Origin of the sequence: Flavobacterium sp. (assembly GCF_046317795.1) — a bacterium.
Classification (GTDB): Bacteria; Bacteroidota; Bacteroidia; order Flavobacteriales; family Flavobacteriaceae; genus Flavobacterium.
In genome coordinates, this window is the sequence record NZ_JBKCVI010000070.1 from 1 (window position 1) to 4,536 (window position 4,536).

The following is a 4,536-nucleotide window of genomic DNA, read 5'->3' on the forward strand; positions in this document are numbered from 1 at the left end:
CCGTTCTGAATTAAATCATGGCGGTATTTTGCCATAAATTGTATGGCATTGTCCACAGAAATTCCAAACGCAATACTGAAAACCAAAATGGTTGATGGTTTTAAAGGAATACCAAAATACCCCATCAAACCAGATGTAATACAAAGTGGTAAAATATTGGTCACTACCGATGCAAAAATCATTTTCACCGAACGGAACATATAGGCCATTAATCCTGCAATCAGCAAAATGGCAAATATTAAAGACTCAATTAAGTTGTTTACTAAATAAGATGTTCCTTTTTGAAACACTAACGCTTTCCCAGTTATGGTAACTTCATATCTATCGCTTGGGAAAATTTTATGGATTTTGGCTTTCAATTTTCCTTCCACTTTTTCCATTTCATCTGTCCCAACATCTTTCATGAAAGTGGTTATTCTGGCATATTGACCCGTTGAATCAACATAGCTTTTCATAAGGTTGTCTTTGGAGTTTTTAGTAGCATTTTTGGCATACGAAAGTATGAAAGCTTGTTCTTGAGAATTAGGCAATTCATAATATTCTGGATTTCCATTATAAAAAGCTTGTTTGGAATATTTAACCAAATTCACAATTGAAACCGGTTTTGAGAGTTCCGGAATGCTATCAATTGTATTTTGCAATTCATCCATTTTTCGCAAAGTAGATGACTTCATAACGCCTTTTTTGCGTTTGGTGTCAATCATGATTTCCAATGGCATAACTCCTTTGAATTCTTTTTCAAAAAAAGTAATATCTTTAAAGAACGAAGCGCTTTTGGGCATTTCGCTAATCAAACTTCCCGAAACTTTCATTTGTGATACGCCAATAATACTAAAAATGAGCAGGAATGCATAAATTCCATAAATCAAATTACGTTTGTTTCGTACCAAATTTTCTACCGAATTTAATATAGAAGATAAGTAGTTTTTACTCAAATGGTTTAAGTGTTTTTCTTTTGGTAATGGCATAAAACTGTATACAATTGGCACCACAATTAATGTCAAAAGATACACAATGATTACATTGATGGATGTTACCAATCCAAATTCATAAAGCAAATCGTTTCCTGTAATCATAAACGTGGCAAATCCGATGGCGGTTGTCAAATTAGTCATCAAAGTAGAAACGCCGATTTTTGAAATCACACGTTGCAACGCTTTAGCTTGATTGCGGTGTATTTTAATTTCTTGCTGGTATTTATTGATAAGAAAAATGCAATTGGTTATTCCTATAACAATAATTAACGGTGGAATGATTGCTGTTAAAATCGTGATTTTATAATGGAATAATCCTAGCGTGCCAAAAGACCACATCACACCAACAATCAAGATACAAATAGAGATAAAAGTGGCTCTGTGTGATCGGAAAAATAAGAAGAAAATTAAGGAAGTAATAAATAAAGCCGCACCAATAAAAAGTCCTATTTCATCTTTCATATTTTCGGTGTTGATGGTTCGGATGTAGGGCATTCCTGAAACCTTTAAATCAATATTGGTTTCTTTTTCAAATTTGGCTACTTCGGGAACAAGAACATTTAGAATAAATTCTTTTCTAATAGGCGAATTGATTACTTTTTTATTAATGTAAATTGCGCAACGAATACTTCCAGATTCTTTATTAAAAAGCAATCCTTCATAAAATGGCAAATCGTTGAAGAGTTGTTGTTTAATTTCGCTTAAATATTTTGGGTCAACCGTCTTTTTTTGGTCAATCAGCGGAACCAATTCAAATTTTTCTAGTGTATCGTTTTTTTGAAGTTTTTTGAGGTCATTCAAAGAAACTATTAATTCAACTTCATTCCGTTTTTTTAAATTGGTCATCATTTCATCCCAAGCTTTATATGCTTTTGGAGTGAAAAAAGTAGTATCTTTTATACCAATAACAACCAAGTTACCTTCTTCGCCAAAGGTTTTTAGAAACTTTTGATAATCTTTATTAGCACTATGATTTTTTGGCAGTAAGTTGGCTTCATTATATGTCATACCTACATTCTTCCACTGTAAAGCCAAGAAAATAGTTATGATTACAATAAATATGCTGATAATTACTCTGTTCCTAAGAATTTTGCCAGCAATAAATTCCCAAAAACCAACTTTCAATTTCTTTTTCATTATAAATTTAAAAACGCTTGCAAAGGTAATCAAAAGGTCAAAAACAAGTCTTGTTTTTAGTAAACTTTTACTCAATTTGTGAGCAATTGAAGTTTGATTTTAAAATAATTGTTAACGCTAAAAAAAAAAATAATAAAATACGATGCTTTTTAGCATCTTTGTAGGGCAAAGTAGTAGCCAACAGAATGAGAAATTTAAAAAACACTTTATTTTATTTACTAGTAACAGGAGCTTTTGGCTACTTGATGTATTGGATAATTGTTCAAGGAAAATTTCTTGAAGTGGGAAGAGAAATAGTATCGCCTACTTCAAATGATAGTGAATGGATTCAGTTTTTAAGTTCGCTTTTTCATAATCTGCAGCATCCATTACCACTTTTGTTACTTCAAATAATTACCATTGTTTTAGTAGCTCGTATTTTTGGTTGGATTTTTAGAAAGATTGGTCAACCCACCGTAATTGGAGAAATAATTGCGGGGATTGTTCTTGGACCATCATTGTTCGGACTTTATTTTCCTGAAGTGAAAGAGGCCTTGTTTCCAGTTGCTTCACTTGGAATTCTCCAAATGTTGAGCCAAGTTGGGTTGATTTTTTTCATGTTCGTAATCGGCATGGAATTGGACCTAAAAGTTTTGAAAAACAAAGCGAACGAAGCAGTTGTTATCAGTCATGCTAGTATTGTAATTCCATTTGCTTTGGGTGTTGGGCTAGCTTATTTTATATATTATCAATTTGCACCACCCGGAATTGAATTTTTATCCTTTAGTTTATTTATGGGAATAGCTATGAGTATCACTGCTTTTCCTGTATTAGCCAGAATTGTTCAAGAAAGAGGTATACATAAAACAAGATTAGGAACCATAGTAATCACTTGTGCAGCTGCCGATGATATCACAGCTTGGTGTTTACTGGCAGCTGTTATTGCCATTGTAAAAGCGGGGAGTTTTGTAAGTTCAATATATATAATTGGTTTAGCAATTAGTTATGTTTTAATGATGCTTTTTGTGGTAAAACCTTTTCTAAAAAGAGTAGGGGATTTATATGCCAATAAAAACAACCTCAAAAAATCGGTTGTTGCCATCTTTTTTTTAATGCTTATAGTATCGTCTTATTTAACTGAAATTATTGGAATTCATGCTTTATTTGGTGCTTTTGTGGCCGGAGCAATCATGCCAGATATTGCTAAGTTTAGAAATGTTTTTATCGAAAAAGTAGAAGATATCTCCTTAATCTTATTGCTACCATTATTTTTTGTTTTTACAGGTTTACGTACAGAAATAGGTTTAATCAATGAACCTTATTTATGGAAAATTACGGGTTATATCATCTTGGTAGCTGTTATAGGAAAATTTTTAGGAAGTGCTTTGGCAGCACGATTTGTGGGTCAAAGTTGGCAGGAAAGTTTAACTATTGGTGCTTTAATGAATACTCGAGGATTGATGGAATTGGTGGTTTTAAACATTGGATACGAACTTGGTGTGCTTTCTCCCAAAATATTCACCATGATGGTTATCATGGCATTAGTTACAACGTTTATGACTGGTCCAGCATTGGATTTAATTAATTTTCTTTTTAAAACCAAAGGCGTTATTATCCCTTCTGAAATTAAGCAAAATTCGAAGTTTAAAATTCTAATTTCTTTTGGGAATAACGAAAAAGGAAAGTCATTACTCCGATTGGCTAACAGTTTGGTAAAAGGCCAAACAGAAAATGCTAATATAACGGCAATGCACTTAACAATGAGTGATGAAATGCACGCTTATAATTTGGAAGAATATGAAACCACAACGTTTGAGCCAATTGTAAAAGAGTCAGTTAAGCTAAATCAAGAAATCACTACTATTTTCAAAGCTACGGGTGACATAGAGACAGATATTGCTGACATTGCAAAAGAAGGGCAATATGATTTGGTTTTAGTGGGTGTTGGGAAATCAATTTATGAAGGGACGTTGTTGGGAAAAGTTCTTGGATTTACTTCCCGAATTATTAATCCTGATAGATTGTTGGATAAATTTACAGGAAAGGAAGGACTCTTTGAAAACTCGCCTTTTGATGAAAGAACACGACTTCTAATCTCAAAAACCAAGGAACCATTAGGAATATTAATAGACAAAGATTTACAAAAAATAAAAAATGTTTTAATTGGTATGTACAGTATTGGAGACGTTTTCCTTATAGATTATGCTCAAAAATTAATGTATAATAATGACTCTCATGTGACCATTTTGGATAATAACGAGCATACTAAAAATAATTTTATTATTCAGAATTCATTAGTAGCACTAGAAGAAAAGCATACAGATAATTTTGATGTTTTTCAACCTAATCAAATTAATAAACCATTTTTATTGCAGCAAAACTTAGCTGTTTTTAGTCTAGAAACTTGGAAAAAATTGATAGAAGATGAGGTTTCTTGGTTGGCTGA

Annotated in this window: 2 protein-coding genes; one reads left to right on the plus strand and one right to left on the minus strand. The window is 32.3% G+C overall.

From position 1 onward, the window contains the following. The coding region (locus ACK5ON_RS04180; RefSeq protein WP_409820182.1) for an efflux RND transporter permease subunit at nucleotides 1-2,111 on the minus strand (2,111 nt) is incomplete at its 3' end. Nucleotides 2,112-2,296: 185 nt separating this feature from the next. On the opposite strand from ACK5ON_RS04180, the gene ACK5ON_RS04185 reads away from it, so the two are divergent. Further along, nucleotides 2,297-4,536 (plus strand): cation:proton antiporter (locus ACK5ON_RS04185; RefSeq protein WP_409820184.1); only part of this gene is annotated, 2,240 nt, incomplete at its 3' end.